The organism is Streptomyces sp. NPDC107521 (assembly GCF_055598485.1).
This window is the reverse complement of the sequence record NZ_JBVKAT010000016.1, coordinates 73,558-96,616: the sequence shown is the minus strand read 5'-3', so window position 1 is coordinate 96,616 and position 23,059 is coordinate 73,558. Positions and strand designations below refer to the sequence as shown.

Sequence of the window (23,059 nt, the reverse complement as noted above, 5' to 3'; positions counted from 1 at the left end):
CCGCCGGGACCGGGTATGGGACCCTGTCCGGCATGAACGAGCAGTCCGCCCCGTCCGCCGCCCAGGCCGCGCAGTACGTCCTCACCCTGTCCAGCCCCGACAAGCAGGGCATCGTGCACGCCGTGTCGAGCTACCTGTTCATGACCGGCTGCAACATCGAGGACAGCCAGCAGTTCGGGGACCACGACACCGGGCTGTTCTTCATGCGCGTCCACTTCTCGGCCGAGGCGCCGGTGACCGTGGACAAGCTGCGCGCCAGCTTCGCCGCCATCGGCGACTCCTTCCACATGGACTGGCAGATCAACCGGGCCGACCACCGCATGCGCGTCGTGCTGATGGTGAGCCGCTTCGGGCACTGCCTGAACGACCTGCTCTTCCGGGCCCGGTCGGGCGCGCTGCCGGTCGACATCGCCGCCGTCGTCTCCAACCACACCGACTACGCCGAGCTGGTCGGGTCCTACGGCATCCCCTTCCACCACATCCCCGTCACGCGGGACACCAAGGCGGAGGCGGAGGCCCGGCTGCTGGAGATCGTCCGCGAGGAGGACGTCGAACTCGTCGTCCTCGCCCGGTACATGCAGGTCCTCTCCGACGACCTGTGCAAGCAGCTCAGCGGCCGGATCATCAACATCCACCACTCCTTCCTGCCGAGCTTCAAGGGCGCCAAGCCCTACCACCAGGCGCACGCCCGGGGAGTGAAGCTGATCGGCGCCACGGCGCACTACGTGACGGCCGACCTCGACGAGGGCCCGATCATCGAGCAGGAGGTCGAGCGGGTCGGCCACGACGTCACCCCCGACCAGCTGGTCGCCGTCGGCCGGGACGTGGAGTGCCAGGCGCTGGCGCGGGCCGTGAAGTGGCACGCGGAGCGGCGCATCCTGCTCAACGGGCGCCGCACGGTGGTCTTCGCCTGAGCCCGGGGCGTGCCGGGGTCAGGCGCCGGCCCCGGGCGTGCCGGGGGCTCCGGGGCGTTCGGGACTTCCCGTGCCCGGGGCGCGGCGTGCCCGGGAGCACGGTTCCGCGCCCGGGAGCGTGCCCGACCCGGCGTGCGTGTCCCGGGCCGGGGCGGCACGGGGGCTCGGGCCCGCCGTGCTCCCGCTTCCCGGCGTCCGTCCCGCCGGCACCCGGCCCGCACCGGGCGGCCGCGTCCTGCGGCGTGACCGGCGCCCGCGCCCGCCCCTACATCCGGCTCAGGCTCGCCGTCGCGAACAGGACGTCCCTGATCGCCTCGCGGTCCCCGGTCTGCCCCGCCGCCGCCTCCACTGGCGCCACCCGGCCCGCCGCCAGATGGCAGAACTCCACGTCGTCCAGGGCGACATGGGCCACCTCCCGCCCGGCGGAGCCCGCAGGCCCCGGATCGTCCAGCGGGATCAGCCACTCGCCGCCGCCCAGCCCCTCGATCTCCAGCCGCAGACTGCGCCCCGGCGCCCCCGCCGCCGCCGGGAGCGCCCCGGAGCCCGGCCCGGCCAGCCCCGACCGGCGGCGCTCCGCCAGCGCCTCCGGGAGCATCCGGGCGGCCAGGTCGATCATGCGGTGCAGATGGGGCGGCGCGGGCGGCCGGTAGGGGTAGTGCACCGCCTCCGCGATGTCCTGCGCGTGCACCCAGCACTCGAACGCCCGGTCCAGCAACGCGTCCCGCAGCGGCAGCGTGAAGTCGCCGTAGGAGACCGGCGCCCCGCCCTCCGCGCCGCCTCCGCCGCCGGTGGCCGACACGGTGCGGACGATGCCGTGGGACTGCTCGCGCCACGGGTCGCGCACCGCGCCGGCCGAAGGGGCGCGCCCGGCGCGGTCGCGGGCCGCGCGGGCCTCCCCGGCGCCCTCCCGCGCGGACCGCGCGGCGTCCCAGTACGCCTCGGTGCGGCCGGCCGGGGCCGGGGGCGGCGCGTGCCCGCCGCCCAGCGGGTCGGGCAGCCCCAGCGCGACCGCGACCAGCCCGTCGACGCTCAGCAGATGCCCCAGCACCCCGGCGACGGTCGTCCGGCGGCTGGTCCCGCCGTCCGCCGTGAACCAGCGCAGCCGCACCGGCGCGTGCCACTCGGCATCACCGATGTCCTGGAGCAGCGCGTCCAGCCGCGCCGTCTCGGCGTCGTACGGCGCGGCCCAGCCGGGCACCGGGACCCGCGGCGGGCGCCGCTCCAGGCAGCCGCTCAGGACGCGGGCGCGCAGCGCGGGGTCCGGGTCCAGGGTCTCCGGGCGCCGCAGCAGCCCCACCGCCTCCCGCAGCCGCCGGGCCTCCTCCGCGCAGGACGGGCACTCCCCGAGGTGCTCCTCGACGGCCGCCGTCTCCCCGGGGGAGCAGGCGGCCAGCGCCCAGGCGCCGAGCAGGGAGGTCAGGTGGTGGTGATCCGGCACGGGATACTCCGCCGGGGGTGCCGGGGGTGCCGGGGGTGCCGGGGGTGCCGGGGGTGCCGGGGGTGCCGGGGGTGCCGCGGGCGCCCGCCGCTCGCCGTGCGCCGGGCCCGCCCCGTTCTCCGCGGGCGCCCGGGGCAGTGGTATGCGCGGCGCCGAGGCCGTCCCCTCGGGGCCGCCGCGCCCGTCCCGTGCGCCGTGCGTGCCCGGCGTGCCGTGCTCGTCGTCCGCGCCCCGCGCGCCGTGTGCGCCGCTCACGCGGCCCCACCGTAGCCGGGCGGGGCGCCGGGGGCCGCGGCGTTCCGGGCGGTGGACAGCAGTTGCAGCCCGAGGCGCAGCCGACGGCGCGCCTCGTCGTCGCTCACCCCGAGGTCGGCGGCGGTCTGCCGGTAGTCCCGGCGCTGGAAATGCGCCAGTTCCAGGGCGGCGCGCAGCGGGGCGGGCATCGACTGGACGATGTAGTCGGCGCGGGCGGCCACCGCCGCCGCGCGCACCGTGCGCTCCACGTCCTCGGCCGTGCCGGGGCCGCCGCCGGCCAGCGCCGCCGTCTCGGTGGCCCGCAGCCGCCGCACGGCCATGCGGCGGGTCAGGTCCGCGATCCAGGAGCGCAGCGGGCTCCGCCGGGGGTCGTAGGTGTCCGGATGCTGCCAGACATGGGTGAAGACCTCACGGGTGAGGCGGTCGGCGGCCTCGTCGTCGTCCAGGACGCGGTGCGCCAGCCCGTGCACCAGCGAGCCGAACCTGTCGTACAGCTCCCCCAGGGCCGCCGCCTCGCCGCGCGCCAGCCGCTGCCGCATCACCCGGTCCCAGGGCCACGGCGACCCGCCCCGCCCCGGTCCGCCGGGTCCGTCCCCGCCGCCCGGGGCCGCCCCGGGGTCCCGCGGTGCTCCCCGCTCGCTCTGCGCCATGCCGGGCCTCCCACCCCTGTCGTCCCGGTGCCCGGTGCGCGGCCACCGTCACCACGAATGTAGTCGTCACCGCGTGCCGTACACGCCCCTTTTGCGCAATGCGCGCCCCCGGCGGACCGCTGGTGGTAATGGACGCCTACCCTCCACTGTGTGACCGGAATCGATCGAACGGGATCGAAACCATCTGAAACAAGCCTGTTCCGGCCGGAGGCCGTTTTCCCCCCGGCGTTTGTGGGAACGGCCGGTGGGCAGGTGCGCGCCCGGGGAACACGGGCGCGGGCTCCGGGGTTCCGCTCAGGGGGCCCGTTCCCGGGGGCCCCGGGTTTCCGGCTCCTTGGGGCACCGACGGATGAAGGGCATGGTGGTGGCGTTCAAGGTGACCGGCGGTGAGCGGGGCGACTGGGCCGTGCTCCAGGTGTCGGGCGAACTGGACCTGGCGACCTCGCCGGTGCTGCGGCAGCGGGTGCACGACGCGGTCGCCGAGGGGCGGCACAGCCTCGTGCTGGACCTCTCCGAGGTGCTGTTCTGCGACTCCAGCGGGGTCGGCGTCCTGATCGCGGCCCGGCGCCTCATACGCTCCTGCCGGGGCCGGCTGCGGCTGATCCTGCCCGCCCAGGGAGCGGTCGACGGCTCCCACGTCAACCGGGTCCTCGGCGCGCTCGGGGTGCGCAGGCTGTTCGACGTGTACCCCGATCTGGCCTCCGCCACGGGGGAGGGTCCCCGCTCGTTGTCGGCATAGGGCCGCACCCGGCGGCCCCGGCGTCGTACGCTCCGTGGCGAACGGGACGCACCGACGTCACCCATGAGGCGGCCAGGAGAGACATGGTCAGCAGCGAGTACGAGCACAGGATCGCCGCGCGGTTCGCCACCTTCGACCAGGACGGCAACGGGTGGATCGACCGCGAGGACTTCAGCGCGGCGGCCAAGGCCCTGCTCGGCGAGTTCGGCACCGCCGCCCGCTCCGAGCGGGGGCAGAACCTCTACGCCGGAGCGGAGGCGTTCTGGCAGGGCATGGCGGGCATCGCGGACCGGGACGGCGACCAGCGCATCACCCGCGAGGAGTTCGTCACGGGGGCGGTGAAGCGACTGCGGGACAACCCCGAGCGGTTCGCCGAGATCGCCCGCCCCTTCCTGCACGCGGCCCTGGACCTCGCCGGAGGCGGGGGCCGGGCCGCCGTGTCCGACGTGGCGCGCGGGCTCACCGCCCTCGGCGTGCCGGGGGACACGGCCCGGCCGGTCGCCACCGCGCTCGACGCGGACGGCGACGGCGAGGTCGGGGAGGCGGACGTCGTCCCGGCGTTCGCCCGCTACTTCACCGTGCCCGAGTAGCCGTGCCCGAGTAGATGTGCCCGCACCGTCCCGGCGGCCGACCGCCGCCGGGACGGTGCACCGGGGGTGCGCGGTGACGGGGTTCCGGGGGGCGCGCGGAGACGGTGCGCCGGGAGTGCGTGGTGACGGGGTTCCGTGGTGCGTGCTCACCCCGCGCCCGTCCGGCCGGAACCTCCGCCCGGGAGGCGGAGCCGTTCCCTTCGAGGGCCGCCGGGCCGTGCCCGCCCCTGTCGATGCGCCTTCACGACCCGTACATGTCACCGATCGTGGCGCAAGGATATGACGCGGAGTGACCTTCCGGGATGATCGCCGGACCGGACCTCGGGCCCCGACCGTCACGGCGCGGAGTCGGCCGCGTTCCGGCGACGCGGGCGGGGCGCGGTGGGCGCGCGGCGTCCGCACGGCCGGACCCGGCCCCGCGACCGGCGGGTGCGCACCCCTCCCCGCGCGGCTGAACTGCCCTGGGGGACCGTCTGTTCGACTTCCCGGGCGGCGCGTCGCACAGTATGCCGCACGCGTACTCCTTCACGCGGGAATATGCCCGAAGCCCTTGTTGATGTGACGCACCGTCAACCATGCTGTCCTGCGGGGAATTCACGGTACGTGATCCCCGACGTGGCCGTGGTACCGGCCATGCAGGAAATGGCTTCGATCGTGGCCGCCGTCGGGCGCGAGCCCCGGTGTCCGCCGGTTCGGATGGTGTGAGCGGTGCAGGTGCTTCAAGTGCAGCTGGATATCCGGCCCGACCCCGCAGAAGTGGGGCGAGCCCGACGGTGGGCCCGTTCGCGGCTCGCCGGTTGCGGGATACGGGCCGATGAACCGCTGGCCGAGACCCTGATCCTGCTCGTCTCCGAACTCGTCACCAACGCCGTCGTCCACACCGGACGCCCCGCCGTGCTGAGGCTCCGCCTGCCCGGCACCGCGACCGGGGCCGGGGCGGTCGCCGGAGAGACCGGGACTGCCGGGAACGCCGGACTCGTCGGGAGCGCCGTCCCGGGCCTGCCGGTCCGGCTGGAAGTGGACGACTCCTGCGACCTCGTGCCCGTGCCCCGCTGTGTGGACGGCGACGCGACCGGCGGCCGGGGTCTGGCCCTCGTCGACGGGCTGGCCGACCGCTGGGGCTGGAGCCGGGAGGCCGGCGGCAAGCGCATCTGGTGCGAGCTGGACCCCTGCGCCGGGCGCCCGCCCGCCCCGCCCCCGTGCCCCGGCGGGGGAGTCGTGGCCTACGAGGGGCTGGCGTACGAGGCGGTGTGACGCACGCGCGGCATGCGGGCCGAAGGGTGCGCCGGGGCCGTGCCCCCGTGCGCGTCCATCACGAAAAGGGCATACGCGGCACATCCCCGAGGCCCTGTTGACGGCTCGTGACCGGTTCTTCACCCTTGGACGAGCGATTCGCCGCGAGGGGACGGCGAGGGCTCGGTGACGGGGCCCTCGGCGAGTGTGGGTCGTGATTCGGCGTCGGCTCCCCCCTGCCTGCGGGCGGGGGCCGGGGCGGGAACGCCGGAGTCGGGTGGCGGCGCGCGATGCCGGGCTCGGGGCGGACAACGCCGCGCCGCCGACCGATGAATCCCGAGGGCGGGCGATTGTTGTCCACAGGGTGTGGACAACTCCGGCCCCGCTGGCACGGCACGGCACGGTGCGGTGGGTGCGGTGGGTGCGGTCGCCGGGTGCCCGCGTCCTCGGTCCGGTATGTCCGACGAGTACGCGCCACGGGCGCGGACCGGGCCGGGCCGGGCCCGAGTCGGGCGGGCTGAAGCGGCGGGGTGCCGGGGCGTCTGCTCACGGCTCCATGGCCCGCCGGATGAATGGAATTGCCGGACCGCCGGATGAGCGGGGCCGTGGGCCGTCGGAGCACGGGGAGGCGGGGTGCCCGCGCCGCCCCTTGACGGTGTCCGGCGGAACGCCCGGTGCGGCGGAAGCCGCGAGCGGCGTCGGACGCGGCGGCACGCACCGAGTTGGGAACGGCTCTGAGGGCCGGCTCCGGGAACGGCTCTGGGAATGTGGCACTGTTGACGCACCGCACCGCACCGCATCCTGGGTCGCACCGGGCCTCCCGCGGCCGTCTCAGATGGCCAGCCGGGACACCTCGGAGGCGTGGGCCTTGGCTATCGCACCGGCGATCTTCTCGGCGTCCAGGGAGAGTTCGCGGAGCATGCCGCTGATGGGGTTGGTGAACCCGGTGAAGTAGAGGCCGGGCGCGTTGGACGGCGTGCGCCGCCCGCGCACCAGGGGGCGGCCGTCGGACCCCAGCACCCGGAGGTGGCCCACGAGGTCCTCCAGGCCCCGGCGGTAACCGGTCGCCGCGATCACCGCGTCCGGGGTGATCCGGGCACCGTCCGCGAGCAGCACCCCGCCGCCCTCGAAGCCCTCCACCGCGGTCACCACCTCCACCCGGCCCGAGCGCACCGCGTCGACCAGGCCGACGTCCAGCACCGGCACCGACCCCGCCGCCACCCGGCGGAAGGGTCCCGCCTCCGGTCTTCGCAGCCCGTACTCCGACAGGTCGGGCACACTGACCCGGGCCAACTGCCGTGCGACCCGGTCCATCAGCGCCGCCGGCAGCCGACGGCACAGGATCCCCGAGTACTGCGTGGGCCACCCGACGGTCGTCCGCCGCATGATGTTCGGCGCCGTCCGCACCGCCAGCCGGACCCGGGAGGCACCGCCCTCCATCAGGTCCACGGCGATCTCCGCCCCGGTGTTGCCCACCCCCACGACCAGTACGTCCCGCCCGGCGTAGGGGGACGGCTCCCGGTACTCGGCGGCGTGCCGGAACTCGCCCGCGTACTCCTCCCGCCCCGCCCAGCCGGGGACGTACGGCGTGTGGTTGTACCCGGTGGCCACCACCACCGCCGCACCCGTCAACTCCCGCCCGCCGGTGGCCCGCAGCAGCCAGCCCTTCCCGTCGGGCGCCCGCTCGACCCGCGAGACCTCGACCCCGGTGACGATCTCCAGCTTGTGGTGCTCGGCGTACTTCTCCAGGTACCGCACCACGTCGTCCCGGGCCGGCCAACGGCCGAAGCGGCGCGGCATCGGCAGACCGGGGAGGGAGGACTTGCGCCGGGTGGTGTGCAGGCGCAGCCGGTCGTAGTGGCGGCGCCAGGAGGAACCGACACTTCCGGTCCGCTCCAGGACGACGGCGCGTACGCCCCGCGTACGGAGCGCGTGGGCGACGGCGAGGCCGCCGGGACCGCCGCCGATGACATAGACGGGGCGCGCCCCGGCGGGCGGGGTGGAGTCGTGCATGCCGTGAGCGTAATCTCGCGGGCGCTTGATGGGTATCGGTCAAGGCCGGAATCGGTTGCGGATCGGTCACGAAACCCGGCGCTCACGGCGGTGGGTGAGGGTGGGGGAGGCGGGATTCCGGAGCGGTGCTCACCCCGGGGAGCGCCGCTCTCTCGGGAGTGCATCGCTCTCCGCCGCGTGCGCTGCTCTCTCCGGTGTGCACCATTCGCTCTGGTGAGCACCGCCTTCGTCGGTGAGCGCCGTTCTCTCGGGTGAGCGGCGCTTCTGTCGACGAGCGCTGCTCCCCTTTGTGAACGCCGCTCTCTTCTTCTCGGACCGGGGGCGGGGCGGGGCTGGGGTGCCGGGTCGACGGGGTTTTCGGTGAGCGCTGCTCTTTCTGGCGCGCATCGTTCGTTTTGGTGATCACCACTTGGTGAGCACGGCTTGGTGAGCACCGCTTCTCTTGGTGAGCGGTGTTCGCTGCGGTGAGCGCCGTCCTCTTCGGTGAGCGCCGATAGTTCCGTGAGCACTGCTTCTCTTGGTGAGCGGTGCTCGCTTTGGTGGACGCTGCTTCCAACAGTGAGCACCGACCTCATTGGAGAGCGCTGGCCCTCCAGGCGAGCGCTGCTCCCTTTTGTGAGCACTGGCCCCATTGCTGGGCGCCGGTCCGTGACTGGGCGTCGGCCTGTGACTGGGTGCCGGCCCGTGACTGGGCGTCGGCCCCACTACTGCGTACCGTCCCGCTACTGGGTACCGGCCCCTGGGGGAGTGCTGGTCCCATTAGTGAGCGCCGCTCCCGTTGGAGAGCACTGTTCCCGCCGGACCGGTGAGCGCTGCTCGCTTCAGTGAGCGCTGGTCTCGCCAGTGAGCGGTGGCCTCTTGAGTGAGCGCTGCTCACATTTGGGGATGCCGCTGCCGTGCGAGCGCTGCTCATGATGGCGAGCGGTGTCCGCGGTGGTGAACGCTGTCCGCCTCGGTGAGCACTGCTCGGTTCGGTGAGCGCTGCTCTTCTCTGCGAGCGCTGCTCTTGTGTGAGCGTCGCTCACGGTTGCGAGCACTGTTCACGTCGGTGGGTTCCGGGCCGCCTGGGGGCGTTGCGGATGTGGTGAACATTGTTGCCCTCGGTGTTCACGGATTTCGGTGACACCTCCGCCCCCCGCCTCGTTCCGCCGTGCCCGCCTCCGCCCCCGCGTCGTCACCGTGCCCGCCTTGGCTCCCGGCCTCGTCCGGTCGTGCCCGCCTCCGCCGTACGCGCCACCTCGCGCTGACCCTTCCTGCTCCCCTCCTGCTCCCTTCCCGCTCCTCTCGAACCGGTGTCGCGCTCCACCCCGTACCGCACCCGGCTCGTCGCCCCGCATCAGGGCCACAGCAGGTGGGTTCCCCATCCCGACTCCGTGCGGCGGTAGGTGAGTCGTACGTGGCGGCGCTGGGCGTCGCCCTGGAAGAACTCCACCTCGTCGGGGCGCAGGTGGTAGAGCGTCCAGGAGGGGACGGGGGCGTCCGGTTCGCGCTGGGCGCGTTCCCAGGCGGCGGTGGAGGCGCGGGCCAGTTCGTCCACCGAGCCCAGGGTGGCGCTCTGCCGTCCCGTCAGCGCGGCGGCCAGCGCGCCGATGGAGCGGGCGTGCAGGTCGGCCTGACCCTCCGGGGACGGGGCCACGGCGACCGGACCGCGCACCCGCACCTGCCGGCCCAGCACCGGCCAGTAGAAGGCGAGCGCGGCGTAGGGGCGGGCGATGAGGTGGCGGCCCTTGCGGCTGTCGGCGTGGGTGGCGAAGGACCAGCCGTCGGAGTCCGCGCCGTGCAGCATCACGATCCGTACGTCCGGCCAGCCGTCCGCGTCCGCCGTGGCGAGGGACATGGTGTGCGGCTCGGTCTGCCCGGCGGCCACGGCGTCGGTGAACCACCGGGCGAACAGGGGAAGGGGGTCGTCGGGCGCGGTGGCCGGGTCGAAGGGGGCCAGTTCGGTGACCGCCGGGTCCCACACGCGCAGTGACTTCAGCAGCTCGTGAAGATCGGTGTGCATGGGCCGATTGTCACGCGGCTCGCGGCCCCGCCGGGTGGACTCCGCCATGTCATACCCGTCCGGGATACGTCATACCGTTCCGAGGTCGGAGGACACCCAGCGCTCGGGCCGCATCCGGATGACGACCTGGTCGCCGTGGTCGGCGGTGGCGTAGTCGACGTAGCCGTCGACCTTCTCGGCCGGCAGATAGCGCGTGGCCATCTCGCGCAGGGGCGCCGCGTCGGCGGGGCTGGTGCCGATGACGGGTCCCTCCACGGAGACGTAGCGGATGGTCGGTTCGACGCGGTCGATCATCAGGGAGAACCGGCCGGCGGACTGGATCAGCCGGTTCTTGCGGCTGTCGGCACCGGTGAGGATCCACACCTCGCCCCCGGGCGCGTACTGGTACCAGATGGGCACGGTCAGCGGGGCGCGGCCGGGGCCCCCGTCGACCGAGAGGGCGGCGATGTGGGGCTCGGCCAGGAAGGTCTCGCGCTCTTCGCGGGTCAGGGCCATGAGGATTCCTCCAGCGGTGGCGTGGGTCGGCGCGACGCGGACGTCCCTCACAACACCGTTCGAGGGCGCGGTGATTCCCGGTGGGGCGGCGGACGGCCGGTGGGGGGTTCGGCAGGGATGACAGGCTGCTGCGTTCCCGTGGGCGGCGACGGCCACCGCGGCGCCCGGCACGGCGAGGAGCCGGGAGGACGGCGGGAGGGCGAAGGAGCGGCGTGCGGGCGCGGGGCTGCGCCGGGCGCACGCGCTACTTGGTGGGCCTCTTGCCGGTGACGCCCAGGTAGGTCAGCAGTGCCAGGCTCGGCTTGAGTTCGGACTGCTTCACGCCCCACGACGAGAAGCTCTTCTGGTGCGAGGCCACGGCGGAGAGCATGACGACCAGCGCGCCGGCCGCCGCCGAGGGGTTCACGTCCTTGTCGACCCGGCCCTTGGCCTGGAGTTCGGCCACGGCGTCGGCGAGCGAGGAGTGCACCGAATTGAGGATCCGGGTGCGGATCTTGGCGAACCGCTTGTCGCCCTCCGCCGCGCCCAGGTCGATCACCCGGAGGATCGCGTCGTTGCGGCGCCAGAAGTCGAGGAACCCGTCGACGAGTTCCTGGGCCGTCTGCCAGCCCGCCTTGCCGACCCAGGAGCGGTCGGCCGTGAGGTCGGCCAGCGCGGAGCTCTCGGCGGCCATGTGCTCGGCCAGCTCCAGGACGGCTCCCTCGACGTCGGGGAAGTACTGATAGAAGGTCGCGGGGGAGGTTCCCGCCTTCCGGGCGACGTCGATGACCTTGACGTCCCGGTAGGGAGAGGAGCTGAGCATGTCGCTCAGGCAGTCGAGCAGTTTCTGCCGGGTCGCCTGCCCTCGCTGACCGGCCACGCGGCCGTCCACGGTACGCACTTGTCCTGTCATGCCGTCAGCTTACCGACGGGCGGAGGTAGCGCGATTCGGCCGACTGCAAATGGGGTGTGCGGGTGAGTGGAGCACGGTGTGCCTGGTCTGCGCGGTGCGGGCCTCGCGGTTACTTTGGCGACATGGCCGAAAACGGTGCGTCCCCAAGGAAGGCTCCGCCCTGCCCCGAAGGGGTCCCCTGCTGGGTGGAGGCGCAGCTCTCCGACGTCGGTGCGGGTAAGCGGTTCTATGGTGAATTGTTCGGTTGGGAGTTCACCGGGAGCGGTTCCGGCACCCCCGTGCGGGCGCTGCTGGACGGTGAGCCCGTCGCCGCGATGGTGCCCAAGACGGACGGCCGGATGCCCACCGTGTGGACGGTGTACTTCGCCGCCGACGACGCCGGGGCGCTGGCGGCGCGGGTCCGGGCGGGCGGCGGGCAGATCGTGGTCCCGCCGCGGCCGACGGCGGGGATGGGCACCACCGCCCTGGTCGCCGACCCGCAGGGCGCGGTCTTCGCCCTCTGGGAGACCGGCAGTGGCGGGCCCTCCGGCTTCTCCGGCTTCGGGCGGCGGCACGAGCCGGGCGCCTTCGCCTGGGCGGAGCTGTACACCAGGGACACGGAGGAGGCGAACACCTTCTACGGCGGACTCTTCCACGAGGCGCTGTTCGGCGAGGACGCCGATCCCGACTTCGGGCGGGCCCCGGTGGTCGACGTCTTCCCCGCCGAGATGCCCCCGCACTTCCTCGTGCACTTCCTGACCCGGGACTGCGAGGCCGACCTCGGCACGGTGACCCGGCTGGGCGGGCGGGTGCAGGTGCCGCCGTTCGAGACGTCGTACGGCGGGGTGGCCGTGGTCACGGACGACCAGGGGGCGTCCTTCGCGCTGCTCCAGCGCTGAGCACCCGCGCGACGGGAGCGGGGCGGCGCGCGGGCGGCGAGTACGGGAGCGGGGGCGGGGGTGGCGCGAGCGGGCGGACGCCGTGCGGCGGCCCCCTCGTGCGGCACCCGCGGGCCGTCCCCCTTCCGGTTGCGGACCGGTCACTCCCGGGGGCGGTCGTTCACCCCCCGGAACCACCCCCGGAACCACCCCCGGAACCACCCCCGCCCATCACCCTTGCCCACCGCTCCCGCGCCCCGCCGACCCCCGTCCCGGAACGCGTCAAAGTCGCCCGCAGTCGCACAAGATCACCCGTATCGGCCCAGGACGGCCCCCGAAAGCGCCCGGAAGCCCCCGAAAAGCGCCCCGAAGCCGCCCGTGAGTGCCTCCGAGCGCCCCGTGCGGTCCCACCGTTCGCCCGGGATTACCACGAGACACCCCGATTGTCCCCAGGTTCGCCACCAGAGCTTCGGGCAGGAACAATCGGGGTGCGTGCCGCCACGGCGGTGCGGTGGTGAGACGCTGCACTTCGGCCGCGTACACATATGGTGGCGCGGCTCGTACGGGGAGGTGGCAGGCAAGTGGTGGATCAGCTGACGCAGCACGATCCGCGGCGGATCGGGCCGTTCGAGGTGCTGGGCCGGCTCGGGGCCGGCGGCATGGGGCTGGTCTATCTCGCGCGTTCGGCCTCCGGCCGCCGCGTGGCGATCAAGACGGTCCGGACGGAGCTGGCCGAGGACCAGCTGTTCCGGGTCCGCTTCACGCGCGAGGTGGAGGCGGCCCGCGCGGTCTCCGGCTTCTACACGGCCGCCGTGGTCGACGCCGATCCCCGGGCCGCCGTGCCGTGGCTGGCCACCGCGTACGTGCCCGCGCCCTCGCTCGAGGAGATAGTGAGTGAGTGCGGGCCGCTCCCGGCCCAGGCGGTGCGCTGGCTGGCGGCGGGTGTCGCCGAGGCGCTCCAGTCCATCCACGGCGCCGGACTGGTCCACCGCGACCTCAAGCCGTCCAACGTCCTGGTCGTCGAGGACGGCCCCCGGGTGATCGACTTCGGGATCGCCTCCGGTGTCTCCAACACCCGGCTGACCATGACGAACGTCGCCGTGGGCACCCCCGCCTACATGTCGCCGGAGCAGGCGAAGGACTCGCGCAGCGTCACCGGCGCCAGTGACGTGTTCTCGCTCGGCTCGATGCTGGTGTTCGCCGCCACCGGGCACCCCCCGTTCCACGGCGCCAACCCGGTCGAGACGGTCTTCATGCTGCTGCGCGAGGTCCCCGACCTGGAGGGGCTGCCGGACGAACTGCTGCCGCTGATCGAGTCCTGCATGCAGATGGAGGCCACCGCCCGGCCCAACCCGGCGGACCTCCAGGCCCAGCTCGCCCCGCACCTGTTCGGTTCCGGCTCCGACGACAGCGGCACGGCCTCCGCCTGGCTGCCCGAGGAGGCCGTCGGCCTGATCGAGGCGCGCCGCGGCGGACGCCCCGCTCCTCGTCCCGACGGCCAGCCGGGCGGACGCGGTCCCGGGGGAGGGCGCACGGCGCCGCCGCCCCGGCCCGAGCCCCCCGTCACGGCGCCGCCGGTGCCCGCGCCCCTCGGCGCCCCGGACACCGGGCCGGTGCGGCTGGCCGGGGTGTCGGTGCCGATCGGCCCGGGGCCGCGCGTCGCGGACATGCGCGCCGCGGCCGTCGCGGCGCCCCCGCCGGAGGCCGCGCTGGCCGCCTCCTGGTCCCGGCCGCGCCCGGGGGCGCCCGGCGCCGACCCGGCCGTGCCGCCGCCGGTGCCCGCGCCCGCCCCGGAGGCGGCGGCGCCGGGCTGGCGGCCCTGGCGGTTCCGCATGTCCAACGACGTGTGGGGCACGCCGTCGGTCGCCGAGGACCTGGTCTACGTCACCTCCTTCGAGGTGCACGCCCTGGACGTGGCCACCGGCCGCCGCCGCTTCAAGACGCGGGACGTGGCCTGGTCGATGGCGGTCGCGGACGGCCGTATCCACGCCTCCGACGGGCCCACCCTCTTCGCGCTGGACGCCCGTGAGGGCGCCGACCTGTGGCGGGTGCAGACGGACGCCTGGGTGTACTCGCTCCAGGCGGACCGGGGCACCGTCGTCACCGCCACCCGGGGCGGCGGGGTGCAGGCGTGGGAGGCGTCGAACGGGCAGAAGCTCTGGGAGGTCACCGGGGCCCAGACCGACTTCGAGACCCCGGAGGCGGGCGCCACCGTCCACGACGGCACGGTGTACCTCTGGCAGGACGCCCGGCTGCGCGCCCTGGACGCCCGTACCGGCGAGGAGCGCTGGACGTACCCGATCGGGGACGCCGCCTCCTGCGGAGGGGTGCCGGTCCGCGTGACCCGCGCGCCCGACGGCTACGTGTACGTCGCCGCCGGGACCCGGGCGCTCGCCCTGGACGTCGCCACCGGCCACGTCCGCTGGCACTTCGAGGCCCCGGCGGTCTTCCTCTCGCCGCCCGCCTTCGTCCCCGGCCCGGCGGTGACCGGCGGCGGGGTGTACCTGGCCGACTACCTGGGCACGGTCTACGCCCTGGACGCCACCGACGGCCGCGACCGCTGGCGGATCGCGACCGAGGCCCGCTCCGGGACCGATCCGGTGCTGGTCGCCGGGGGCCATGTGCACGTGGGCAGCGGCAAGGGCCTGTACACCCTGGACGCGGTGACGGGCACGCCCAAGTGGCGCTTCCAGGCGGGCGGCGACATCGTCGGCGCCCCGGCGGTGGCGGCGGGCCGCATCCACTTCGGCTCCACCGACCACCTGCTGTACACCCTGAAGGCCGACGACGGGCGGCTGCGCTGGAAGCTGGCGACCGGCGGCGAGATCACCGGGTCACCGGTGGTGCGCGACGGGATCGTGTACGCCTGCAGCAAGGACCGCTGCGTGTACGCGCTGGACGCGGAGAAGGGGACGGGCACGGCCCGCACGGCCTGACGCCGGCACCCGCACGGCCCGCCCCACCGTCGGCACCCGTACGGCCCAGCGCCCACCGCCGGCGCTCGCCCGGCCCGGCGCCCGCCCCAGCCGGCCCTGCCCGGGCCCCGGCCCGCCCGTCCGCCTGGGCCCCAGGACCGGGCGGCGCGCCCCCCCGGTTCCGCTCCCGCACGCCCGTGGCCCCTTGGTGACGTGCTCGTGACAGGTGTTGCCTAGCGTGAACGCATGAGGAAACGGGGACGGACGCTCAGGTTCACCGCGGTCTCGGCGCTGGTGGTGCTCTGCCTGACGGGCTTCACGACGGGCCGCCACGGCGGCGGTCACGGCGGTGGTCACGACGGCGGGGGCGGATGCAGCAGCGGCAGCCAGGACCACGACGGCTCCTCCTCGTCGGGCGGCGGCGCTTACAAGGAGGACGACGATGACGACGGCACCGGTGGCTACGGCGGCAACGGCTATGGCAACGGCAACGGCAACGGCAACGGTTACGGCGCCGACCGCGACGACGACGACCGGGGCGGCGGAAGCGGCGGCGGGGACAGCGGCCTGAGCCCCGCCACGGTCGAGCTGGTGAGCTGCGCGAGCGACGAGGACCCGTACGCCACCGTCGAGGTCACCAACCCCAACGGCGGCGAACGGACCTTCACCGTCACCGTGCTCTTCCGGAACGCCGGGGACACCACCATCCAGGAGGTGTCCGGGGAGGCCACCGTCCCGGCCGGTGAGGTCGCCACCGTGCGCCTGGAGTTCGACGCGGCGACCGCGACGCCCGGCGAGAAGCCCGACCACTGCGAGATCGAGGACTCCCGGCCCCTCCCGGAGGCGTGAGCGGACCCGGCGGCGCGGGGGAGTGCCGCCGGGACGACGGGGCGGGGCGCCGCCGGGACGGCGACGGCGGCGGCGACAGCGACGACGGCGGCAGCGACGGCGACAGGGCCGGCGCCGACGAAGGGGACCCCGCCGGAGTGGCGGCGACCCGCGCCGGAACGGCCCCCGCGGGCCCGGCCGGTGTCAGCGCAGGGCCGCCCGGCGCTCCTCCTCGGTGATCGGCGGGCCGTCCAGCGGCGGCCGCTTGGGCCCGAACAGCATCGGCACCAGCATGTCCGCCGAGAACAGCCGCGTCGGCGGACGCTCCATGCTCATCACGTCCAGCAGCGCCCCCATGGCGCGCGGACTGCGGGCGCCGGTGGAGACGGCCCGGTCGACATAGCGGGCGAGGAACCGCTCCGCCGCCGTGGGGGGCGTCTCGGCGGCGCCCGGGTAGAACGCGTCCTGCCCGACCGCCAGTCCCCAGGCCCCGGAGACCGGGCGGGCGGTGGCCCGTTGGAGGGCGCGGGCGGTGCCGGGCGCGGTGATCCCCCGGCGGCGCAGCACCCCGCGCAGGGCGAGGGCGCTCTGCGCGGCGACGGTCAGGCCGTGCCCGTAGACGGGGTTGTAGCCGGCGACGGCGTCGCCGACGACGGTGAAGCCGTCGGGCCAGCGCTTCAGCTTCTCGTAGTAGCGCCGCCGGTTGGCGGTGCTGCGGGTGACGGCGACGTCGCCCAACGGCTCGGCGTCGCGGAGCAGTTCGCCGATGAGCGGATCGGACAGGCCGAGCGCGAAGGGCACGAAGGCACCGGGGTCGCCGGTGGGTTCGCCGCCCCGGGTGCCGCCCAGCGTGACGACCCAGCGGTTGCCCTCGACGGGCAGGATGACGCCGCCCTGTCCGGGCGCCTTGGCCGGGTTGGCCTGCACGTTGATCAGGGGGAAGTCGCCGTCGGCGGGGGAGCGGTAGAGCCGGGTGGCGTAGGTGAGCCCGGCGTCCACCTCCCGTTCCGTGACCAGGGGGAGCCCCAGGTCGGTCAGCCAGTGCGGGGCGCGCGAGCCGCGCCCGGAGGCGTCCACGACGAGGTCGGCGCCGAGGACGCGCTCCTCGTCACCGGTGCGCACCAGGACGCCGGTGACCCGCCCGGCGGTGCCCTCCAGGGCGAGCGCCGAGCCCTCCTGGAGCAGGGTGATCCGGGCGTCCTTGACCACGTGGTCGCGGACCACGGAGTCCAGCAGGTCGCGGGAGCAGACCAGGTTGTGGTGACCGGTCGCCAGGAAGCGGCGGAACCACACCTCGTTGGGCGCCCGGGACACCATGTCGCCCATGATGTGGACGAGCCGGCCGCCCCGGCAGACCACGTCCTCGACCAGCCCGGGCAGCAGGTCCCGCAGGGCCCGTACGCCGCCGCTCCACACCAGGTGCGCGTGGCGGGCCTGGGGCACGCCCCGGCGCGGGTCGGGCCCCTCGGGCAGCGCGTCCCGCTCGACGACGGTGACCTCGGCGAACTCGGTGAGCACGGCGGCGGCGAAGAGCCCGGCCGCGCTGGCGCCGATGACGACGGCGCGCGGCCGGTGGACGACTGGGGTGTCAGGCATGGGCGTTCACGCCGCTTTCTTTACGGCCACCCGCTGGCGGATGGTGGCGATGGCGCGCCGTCGGCGGAGGGCGAGCGAGATGGTGCCGACATGATCGCTGACGTCCGGCCCGATGCCCACAGGCTGTCCACGGCCGCTCGCGGGGATCCCGGCCGTGTAGGCGTCGATGGCGTCGCGCAGGGCGACGGCGCCGGCCAGGTCGCGGGCCCGGCCGTCGTCGTGCCGGGCCCGCGCCTCGGCCAGGGCCCGCGCGTGGACGTCGTGGGGGAAGTAGGGCGCGAGCAGCCGCAGGGCGTCGTGGATGCGCTGCTGGCGCTGGAGGACCCGCAGGTCCAGCGGCACCCAGAAGCCGAACCGGGCCTGCGCCGCCGCCGGGGCGAGGACCCGCAACTCCCGCCAGAGGGGGCGCAGCCGCCGGTACTCCCGCTGGTCGCGCAGGGTGTTGCGCAGGGCGGGCCCGGCCTGCGGGACGATGAACCCGGCGGCCATCAGGGACGCCTGGAGCAGCGCGAACGGCGGCGCGACCCGGGTGCTCAGGACGTCCCAGTCGGTGCCGGTCCAGCGGGCGCCGACGGCGAGCAGCTTGGCCACGTCGAAGCCCAGCCCGGAGGCGAAGCCGCTGAGCAGCAGGACGACGCCGGACTTGACCCAGCGGTCGCCGACGGCGGGGTACCACTGCCGGAGCATCCGGGTGGCGACGACGCCGGTCACCGCGTGGGCGCTGATGTAGAGCAGGATGTGCTCGCGCATCCAGGGGGTGCCCGCGTAGTAGGTGTCCAGGTCGTAGATGCGCGGTTCGGGCACGTCGGCCAGCAGGAAGGTGACCCAGAGGCCGACGACGATGCCCGCGTAGACCCAGTAGACCCGGAGGGTGGCGCGGCGGCGGCGCTCCGAGGGCGGCTCCCGCCAGCGCATGATCATGGTGAGGCCGGTGGCGCCGGAGGCGGTGAGGAAGGAGTAGGCCCAGGGCGAGGCGAAGTTGGGGACGCCCGTCCAGTGGTTGAGCCGCTCGATGTTGACGGGGGTGATGACGACCAGCACCAGGGTGGCGCAGGCCAGCAGCACGGTGGTGGCCCGCACCTCGGGGTTGCGCCAGGCCCGGACGAAGGTCGGCAGCTTCAGCAGGACGGCCAGGGCCAGCAGGGTGGTGGGCAGCGCGTAGGGGATGTGGGGGAAGCCCATCAGAGCAGGCGTCCGCCCCGGTTGGTCAGCGACAGGTTCATCCGGCCCTCCACGGTCGCCGGGGAGACGGGTCCCTCGGCGTAGCGGCCGTGCACCCAGGTGCGGACCTCGCGTCCGAACAGCAGGCCGAACGTTTCCGCATCGACCTCGTGCTCGTCCGCGGAGTCGGCGCGGGCGGCGACGGCGACCAGGGCCTCGCGGGGCACCTCGACCGCCTCCTCCGCCAGGATGTGCTCGGCGGCGCGGCGCAGCGCCTCGGGCGTGAGGGCCTGCCCGGTGGGCGTCATGGCCCGCGCGGCGGCGGGCAGTCCGGCGACGTGGTGGCCGCAGCCGCCCTGCTCCTCGTGCCAGAGCTCATGGCCGAGGATCACGAGCTGGGCCTCGGGCACGGTGCGTTCCTCGACGACGATGACGGAGCGGTCCCCGAGGTCCAGCAGCATCCCGGAGACCGGGATGTCGGGCGGGAAGGCCCGGAAGACCAGTTCCACGGGGCGTCCCGCGCGGGTGCTCATGGCACGGCAGAACGCCCGCATGACCGCCTTGGCCTCCGCGGGCCGGGGGACCGACGCGGCGGCCTCCTCGGCGAGGGCGGAGAGCAGCGACTTCATCGCGCGCGGGCTCATCGGCCGGATTCTCCCTCCCGGGCGTCACCGACGTGGCGTCCTTGACAGGACACGACGGTAGAGCCGCCGGGGGTGCCAGTTCGAGTGCTTCGAACTCTTGACGCCAAAGGTTGGCCGGAAACGCACCCCCCGGGCGGCCCCCCGGGCGGCCCCCCTCGGCCGCTCCCCCGAGCGGCCCCCGGCGGCCCTCCCGGCGGTTCCCCCCTCCGGCCGGCCGCCCCGGGCCCGGTCCCCCGACCGGGTGCTCCCGGGGCGGCCGGCCGGCGCGCCCACGGCGGTCCCCCGACGGCCGCGGCGGCTCCCCCTTGGCGCCGCCGCGACCGTCTCCCCCGTGATCCCCCCGTTCCCCCGTGCGGAGAAGGTCTACTTGCCGTCCCGGCCCAGGGCGGGCGGGGCGGGCATGTGGTTGTCCATCGTCCGGATGGCCTGGACCGGCGGCTGCTCGGCCGGATCGGCCGGGGTCTCCGGGACGGGCGGCACGATCACCGGCTCCTTGCCGGGCGGTGGGGCCGGCATGTGGTTGTCCAGGCTCCGGATCGTCTCGTCCTTCGGCGTGTCGCTCATGGGCTTCGCTCCTGAATCTGCGATGGGGCTGACAACGCCCGCCCGGAAGCTCCCCCGATGGGCCACCGGACGGGCGTGGGAGCCGCACCCTAACCGGCCGGCCCGTTGGTCATTCCGCCTGCCCCCCGACGCGACGGCGTGACAGGGACCAGCGTGCCGGACGGAGATAAACGAACGCTGAACGCCCGCGGCACGCCCGCGGGCCCCGCGGTCACCCCGTGGCGGTGCGCGCCAGCAACGCCCGTACGGCGGCGGCCTCTTCCGCGTCGTTCTGCTCGTAGAGGCCGAGCGCGTCCCGCCAGCAGGCCCGCGCCCGGTCCGCCTGCCCGAGCGACGACAGCGCACGCCCCAGCAGCACCAGCACGTTGCCGCGCATCCGGTCGCCGCCGATGCACCCCAGGGCCAGGGCCTGTTCGGCGTGCTGGGCGGCCGGCGAGGGCCGCCCGGCGCTCAGGTGCACCTCCGCCAGACGGTAGTTGGTGGCCCCCTCCCACAGCCGCTGCCGGTGGACGCCGAAGAGGTCCAGCGCCTCCGTGAACTGGGCCAGCGCCTCGTCGTGGCGTCCCCCCTGGCTCAGCGCCACGCCCACCGCGAAGTGGCCGTTGGCCAGCCGCATGGTCCGGCCCAGCTCGGCGTAGACGGCGAGCCCCTGGCGGGCGATGTCCACGGCCGCCTCGACGTTGCCCATGAAGAGTTCGGCACGGGAGAGGTTGGACAGGGCGGAGGCCTCCCCGGCCCGGTTGTCGGTCGACCGGAAGCCCGCTATCGCCTGTCCGAACAGGGTCTTGCCCTCGGCGTAGCGGCGCTGGTGCAGGCAGACCAGGCCGCGGTTGTTGGCGACCCAGCTCGCGGCCGTCGAGTCCCGCGCGGAGCGCGCCAGTTCCATGGCGCGGCGGGCCTGCTCCTCCGCCTGCCGGATGCGGCCGGAGACCAGCAGCACATCGCTGAGCACCGTCCGCGCCCGTCCCTCGGCGCGGCCGTCCTCCGCCGCGCGGGTGGCCTCGCACATCGCCCTCGCCGTGGTCTCGTACTGGTGCGAGTTGGCCCCGGACTCCGTGAGGTCCTTCGCCGCCCACAGCAGGTCCACGGCGCGGCGCAGCCGGTCCGTCCCGGCCGCCTGGCGCACACAGGCCAGCAGCGCCGACGCCTCGGTGTACAGCCAGTCCAGCGCCGCCGGGGCCCCGGCGAAGGCCAGCCCCGGGTACTCGGTCGCCGCCAGCCCGTCCACCAGCCGGTCCCCTGGCCGCTCGATGGCGTACACCGCGGCGGCCGTGGCCAGGTAGAAGTCCAGCAGCCGGGACAGCGCCGCCGCCCGCTCGCTCGGCGGGTGCTCGTCCCGCTCCGCGCAGGAGCGGGCGTAGAGGCGGACGAGGTCGTGCAGCCGGTAGCGGCCCGGCGCCGCCGACTCCAGCAGCGAGGTGTCCACGAGGGACTCCAGCACGTCCTCCGTGTCCTCCACCGGCAGGTCCAGCACGGCGGCCGCGGCCCGCAGGGAGATGTCCGGGCCGTCGGCGAGGCCCAGCAGCCGGAAGGCGCGGGCCTGCGCCGGTTCGAGCTGGCCGTAGCCCAGCTCGAAGGTGGCCTTGACCGCCAGGTCCCCGGCCTGCAGTTCGTCCAGCCGGCGCCGCTCGTCCGCCAGCTTCGCCGCCAGCACCGACACCGTCCAGGTGCGCCGGGAGGCGAGCCGCGAGGCGGCGATGCGGATGGCCAGCGGCAGGAAGCCGCAGGCCGCGACCACGTCGAGGGCGGCCTTGCGCTCGGAGCCGACCCGCTCCTCGCCGACGATCCGGGTGAACAGGGCCAGCGCCTCGTCCGGCGCCATCACGTCCAGGTCCACCAGATGGGCCCCGGCCAGGTCCACCATCCGCACCCGGGAGGTCACCAGCGCCGCGCAGCCGTCGGTGCCCGGCAGCAGCGGGCGCACCTGGGCGGCGTCCCGGGCGTTGTCCAGCAGCACCAGCACCCGGCGGCCGTCCAGCACCGAGCGGTACAGGGCCGCCCGCTCCTGGAGGGAGTCGGGGATCGCCGAGTCGGCCGTGCCGAGGGCCCGCAGGAAGGAGCCCAGCACCGTCTCCGGCTCGGCCCAGCCGGTCCCGGCGCCCATCAGGTCGACGTACAACTGCCCGTCGGGGAAGGCCGCCCGCGCCTGGTGGGCGACGTGCACCGCGAGGGTCGTCTTGCCGACGCCGCCGATGCCCGCGAGGGCGGACACCGCCATCACCCGGCCCTCGGCGGCGCTGCCGGATGCCGACGCCAGCACCTCGCCCAGCTCCCGCACGAAGGCGGCCCGCCCGGTGAAGTCCGGTACCGTCGCGGGCAGTTGCGCCGGGCGGACCAGGACCGCCGCGGGCTCCCCGGACGGCTCCGCGGGCTCGGCCAGCGCCGGATCGGCCCGCAGCACCCGGTTCTGCAGCTCCCGCAGCTCCGGGCGCGGGTCCACGCCCAGCTCCTCCGCGAGCAGCCGCCGCGTGTCCGCGTACACCGCCAGCGCCTCGGCCTGCCGCCCGGCGCGGTACAGGGCCAGCATCAGCAGCTCGCGCAGCCGCTCCCGCAGCGGGTGCTCCGCCGTCAGCGCGGTCAGCTCCGAGACGGCGGACGAGTGCCGGCCCTGCTCCAGGTCCAGTTCGAGCCGCAGCTCCAGGAGCTGGAGCCGCCACTCCTCCAGCCGCACCCGCTGCGCCCGCGCGTACGGTCCCGGCACCCCCGCCAGCACCTCGCCGTCCCACAGCGCCAGCGCCCGGCACAGCTCCTCGCGGGCCCCGGCCAGGTCCCCGGCGGCCCGGGCCTTCTCCGCCTCGGCGGCCCGCTCCTGCGCCACCGCGAGGTCCAGCGTGCCGTCCGCCAGGCCGCGCACGGCGTAGCCGCCCGACTCGCTGACCAGCACACCGGGGGTGAGCACCTTGCGCAGCCGGGACGCGTAGGTGCGCACCGCCGCGAGCGCCTGCGACGGCGGCTCCCCGCCCCAGAGGGCGTCGATCAGCTCGGGCGCGGTCGCCGTGCGGCCCTCGCGCAGCAGCAGCGCGGCGAGCAGGGCGCGCTGCTGGGGAGAGCCGGTGGGCAGCGTCTCCTCCCCGCGCCAGGCGCGCACGGGCCCGAGGACAGCGAAGCGCAGCGCGGCCGTACCGGGGCTCCGCTGCTCCGGTACGCGCGGTACACCGTCCATGCAGTCCCCCTAGGCTTCCTGAGCAACGAGGTCAGTTTGCCTTGTTCATGCCGACCTCGTCAGCCGTGGGAGACGCCGATCACAGGTCCCTCACGGGCTCTCCCGCCGTC

Annotated in this window: 18 protein-coding genes; 7 read left to right on the top strand and 11 right to left on the bottom strand. The window is 75.0% G+C overall.

Going from position 1 to position 23,059, the window contains the following annotated elements:
- Positions 1 to 32: 32 nt before the first annotated feature.
- Complete coding sequence (gene purU, locus ACZ7LB_RS22970; RefSeq protein ID WP_471470723.1) at positions 33 to 914, top strand: formyltetrahydrofolate deformylase; 882 nt, start codon at positions 33 to 35, stop codon at positions 912 to 914.
- Positions 915 to 1,179: 265 nt separating this feature from the next.
- Here purU and ACZ7LB_RS22965 read toward each other — a convergent pair whose 3' ends face one another.
- Both ACZ7LB_RS22965 and ACZ7LB_RS22960 read right to left on the bottom strand, forming a co-directional pair.
- Positions 1,180 to 2,607 carry an anti-sigma factor family protein gene (locus ACZ7LB_RS22965; RefSeq protein ID WP_471470722.1) on the bottom strand — a complete coding sequence of 476 codons (1,428 nt, stop codon included), beginning with the start codon at positions 2,605 to 2,607 and terminating at the stop codon, positions 1,180 to 1,182.
- Positions 2,604 to 3,146 carry a sigma-70 family RNA polymerase sigma factor gene (locus ACZ7LB_RS22960; RefSeq protein WP_471470838.1) on the bottom strand — a complete coding sequence of 181 codons (543 nt, stop codon included), beginning with the start codon at positions 3,144 to 3,146 and terminating at the stop codon, positions 2,604 to 2,606. The genes ACZ7LB_RS22965 and ACZ7LB_RS22960 overlap by 4 nt, the downstream gene beginning before the upstream one ends.
- Before the next feature lie 469 nt (positions 3,147 to 3,615).
- On the opposite strand from ACZ7LB_RS22960, the gene ACZ7LB_RS22955 reads away from it, so the two are divergent.
- The 3 genes from ACZ7LB_RS22955 (at position 3,616) to ACZ7LB_RS22945 (ending at position 5,840) form a co-directional block, all read left to right on the top strand.
- On the top strand, positions 3,616 to 3,996 hold the full coding sequence (locus ACZ7LB_RS22955; protein WP_161224013.1) for an STAS domain-containing protein: 381 nt from the start codon (positions 3,616 to 3,618) through the stop codon (positions 3,994 to 3,996).
- An 83-nt stretch (positions 3,997 to 4,079) separates the two neighbouring features.
- Entirely contained in the window at positions 4,080 to 4,586 is a 507-nt protein-coding gene (locus ACZ7LB_RS22950; RefSeq protein ID WP_161224056.1) for an EF-hand domain-containing protein, read from the top strand.
- A 723-nt stretch (positions 4,587 to 5,309) separates the two neighbouring features.
- Positions 5,310 to 5,840 (top strand): ATP-binding protein, encoded by a 531-nt coding sequence (locus tag ACZ7LB_RS22945; protein ID WP_471470720.1) that lies wholly within the window; start codon positions 5,310 to 5,312, stop codon positions 5,838 to 5,840.
- Positions 5,841 to 6,650: 810 nt separating this feature from the next.
- Here ACZ7LB_RS22945 and ACZ7LB_RS22940 read toward each other — a convergent pair.
- The 4 genes from ACZ7LB_RS22940 to ACZ7LB_RS22925 form a co-directional block, all read right to left on the bottom strand.
- The gene (locus ACZ7LB_RS22940) at positions 6,651 to 7,832 is read right to left on the bottom strand and encodes a flavin-containing monooxygenase (RefSeq protein WP_471470718.1); all 1,182 of its coding nucleotides are present in this window, start codon (positions 7,830 to 7,832) and stop codon (positions 6,651 to 6,653) included.
- Between the two features lie 1,336 nt (positions 7,833 to 9,168).
- Positions 9,169 to 9,834, bottom strand: coding sequence for a pyridoxine/pyridoxamine 5'-phosphate oxidase (locus ACZ7LB_RS22935; RefSeq protein ID WP_471470717.1), 666 nt, complete (start codon positions 9,832 to 9,834; stop codon positions 9,169 to 9,171).
- A gap of 69 nt (positions 9,835 to 9,903) precedes the next feature.
- Entirely contained in the window at positions 9,904 to 10,329 is a 426-nt protein-coding gene (locus ACZ7LB_RS22930) for a pyridoxamine 5'-phosphate oxidase family protein (protein WP_471470715.1), read from the bottom strand.
- Positions 10,330 to 10,573: 244 nt separating this feature from the next.
- Complete coding sequence (locus ACZ7LB_RS22925; protein ID WP_161224057.1) at positions 10,574 to 11,209, bottom strand: TetR family transcriptional regulator; 636 nt, start codon at positions 11,207 to 11,209, stop codon at positions 10,574 to 10,576.
- 134 nt (positions 11,210 to 11,343) lie between these two features.
- Between ACZ7LB_RS22925 and kbpA the strand changes: the two genes are divergently transcribed.
- The 3 genes from kbpA to ACZ7LB_RS22910 all read left to right on the top strand — a co-directional run bounded on the left by kbpA (position 11,344) and on the right by ACZ7LB_RS22910 (position 15,842).
- Positions 11,344 to 12,099 carry an AfsK-binding protein KbpA gene (gene kbpA, locus ACZ7LB_RS22920; protein ID WP_471470714.1) on the top strand — a complete coding sequence of 252 codons (756 nt, stop codon included), beginning with the start codon at positions 11,344 to 11,346 and terminating at the stop codon, positions 12,097 to 12,099.
- 560 nt (positions 12,100 to 12,659) lie between these two features.
- Complete coding sequence (gene afsK, locus ACZ7LB_RS22915; RefSeq protein WP_471470713.1) at positions 12,660 to 15,014, top strand: protein serine/threonine kinase AfsK; 2,355 nt, start codon at positions 12,660 to 12,662, stop codon at positions 15,012 to 15,014.
- Between the two features lie 225 nt (positions 15,015 to 15,239).
- Entirely contained in the window at positions 15,240 to 15,842 is a 603-nt protein-coding gene (locus ACZ7LB_RS22910) for a hypothetical protein (RefSeq protein WP_471470712.1), read from the top strand.
- Positions 15,843 to 16,025: 183 nt separating this feature from the next.
- Here the strand turns inward: ACZ7LB_RS22910 and ACZ7LB_RS22905 are convergent, their stop codons facing one another.
- The 5 genes from ACZ7LB_RS22905 to afsR all read right to left on the bottom strand — a co-directional run bounded on the left by ACZ7LB_RS22905 (position 16,026) and on the right by afsR (position 22,949).
- Positions 16,026 to 17,417 (bottom strand): NAD(P)/FAD-dependent oxidoreductase, encoded by a 1,392-nt coding sequence (locus ACZ7LB_RS22905; RefSeq protein WP_471470710.1) that lies wholly within the window; start codon positions 17,415 to 17,417, stop codon positions 16,026 to 16,028.
- A 6-nt stretch (positions 17,418 to 17,423) separates the two neighbouring features.
- Positions 17,424 to 18,599, bottom strand: a complete 1,176-nt coding sequence (locus ACZ7LB_RS22900) for an MAB_1171c family putative transporter (RefSeq protein ID WP_471470709.1) — start codon at positions 18,597 to 18,599, stop codon at positions 17,424 to 17,426.
- On the bottom strand, positions 18,599 to 19,222 hold the full coding sequence (locus tag ACZ7LB_RS22895; protein ID WP_161224023.1) for a toxin: 624 nt from the start codon (positions 19,220 to 19,222) through the stop codon (positions 18,599 to 18,601). The genes ACZ7LB_RS22900 and ACZ7LB_RS22895 overlap by 1 nt, the downstream gene beginning before the upstream one ends.
- Positions 19,223 to 19,585: 363 nt before the next feature.
- Complete coding sequence (locus ACZ7LB_RS22890) at positions 19,586 to 19,786, bottom strand: hypothetical protein (protein WP_471470707.1); 201 nt, start codon at positions 19,784 to 19,786, stop codon at positions 19,586 to 19,588.
- A gap of 211 nt (positions 19,787 to 19,997) precedes the next feature.
- A complete protein-coding gene (gene afsR / locus ACZ7LB_RS22885; RefSeq protein ID WP_471470705.1) occupies positions 19,998 to 22,949 on the bottom strand; it encodes an SARP-family global regulator AfsR in 2,952 nt (983 codons plus the stop codon).
- Positions 22,950 to 23,059: the final 110 nt, after the last annotated feature.

Bases quoted from the DNA above. Each gene is read 5' to 3' on its own strand.
- purU (WP_471470723.1), top strand. From the start codon at position 33: ATGAACGAGCAGTCCGCCCCGTCCGCCGCCCAGGCCGCGCAGTACGTC.
- ACZ7LB_RS22960 (WP_471470838.1), bottom strand. From the start codon at position 3,146: ATGCGGCAGCGGCTGGCGCGCGGCGAGGCGGCGGCCCTGGGGGAGCTG.
- ACZ7LB_RS22955 (WP_161224013.1), top strand. From the start codon at position 3,616: ATGGTGGTGGCGTTCAAGGTGACCGGCGGTGAGCGGGGCGACTGGGCC.
- ACZ7LB_RS22950 (WP_161224056.1), top strand. From the start codon at position 4,080: ATGGTCAGCAGCGAGTACGAGCACAGGATCGCCGCGCGGTTCGCCACC.
- ACZ7LB_RS22940 (WP_471470718.1), bottom strand. From the start codon at position 7,832: ATGCACGACTCCACCCCGCCCGCCGGGGCGCGCCCCGTCTATGTCATC.
- ACZ7LB_RS22935 (WP_471470717.1), bottom strand. From the start codon at position 9,834: ATGCACACCGATCTTCACGAGCTGCTGAAGTCACTGCGCGTGTGGGAC.
- ACZ7LB_RS22930 (WP_471470715.1), bottom strand. From the start codon at position 10,329: ATGGCCCTGACCCGCGAAGAGCGCGAGACCTTCCTGGCCGAGCCCCAC.
- kbpA (WP_471470714.1), top strand. From the start codon at position 11,344: ATGGCCGAAAACGGTGCGTCCCCAAGGAAGGCTCCGCCCTGCCCCGAA.
- ACZ7LB_RS22910 (WP_471470712.1), top strand. From the start codon at position 15,240: ATGAGGAAACGGGGACGGACGCTCAGGTTCACCGCGGTCTCGGCGCTG.
- ACZ7LB_RS22905 (WP_471470710.1), bottom strand. From the start codon at position 17,417: ATGCCTGACACCCCAGTCGTCCACCGGCCGCGCGCCGTCGTCATCGGC.
- ACZ7LB_RS22900 (WP_471470709.1), bottom strand. From the start codon at position 18,599: ATGGGCTTCCCCCACATCCCCTACGCGCTGCCCACCACCCTGCTGGCC.
- ACZ7LB_RS22895 (WP_161224023.1), bottom strand. From the start codon at position 19,222: ATGAGCCCGCGCGCGATGAAGTCGCTGCTCTCCGCCCTCGCCGAGGAG.
- ACZ7LB_RS22890 (WP_471470707.1), bottom strand. From the start codon at position 19,786: ATGAGCGACACGCCGAAGGACGAGACGATCCGGAGCCTGGACAACCAC.
- afsR (WP_471470705.1), bottom strand. From the start codon at position 22,949: ATGGACGGTGTACCGCGCGTACCGGAGCAGCGGAGCCCCGGTACGGCC.